The 245-nt window shown below is 40.8% G+C and carries 1 pseudogene; it reads right to left on the bottom strand.

The window, feature by feature from the left end:
• Positions 1-245, bottom strand: a pseudogene (locus SPADD19_RS11215) (uroporphyrinogen decarboxylase family protein); the annotation flags it as partial.

Raw genomic sequence — 245 nt, 5'->3', positions numbered from 1 at the left:
ATGGAGTTCACTCGGTGCAATAATGTTTTTATAAACTTCTTGTGTAACACGCGCATCTTGGATACTTTGAACACTGAGGTAGATCCCGTCTGCTCCTGCTTCTTTAATGATTCGTTGGCTCAAACTTGCAATATCTTGGCCAATCGTATCCAATACTTTTTTAAGAGTTGCTGCATCTTGATCGATGAAGTTTGCGATCAAGTCATCTCCTCCTGAAACTTCTCCGACCAACCATTTAAAGTAGG

This window comes from Streptococcus parasanguinis, assembly GCF_001578955.1.
Classification (GTDB): domain Bacteria; phylum Bacillota; class Bacilli; order Lactobacillales; family Streptococcaceae; genus Streptococcus; species Streptococcus parasanguinis_U.
Note: the sequence above shows the minus strand (reverse complement) of the source record. Positions and strands in the feature narration are given on the sequence as shown.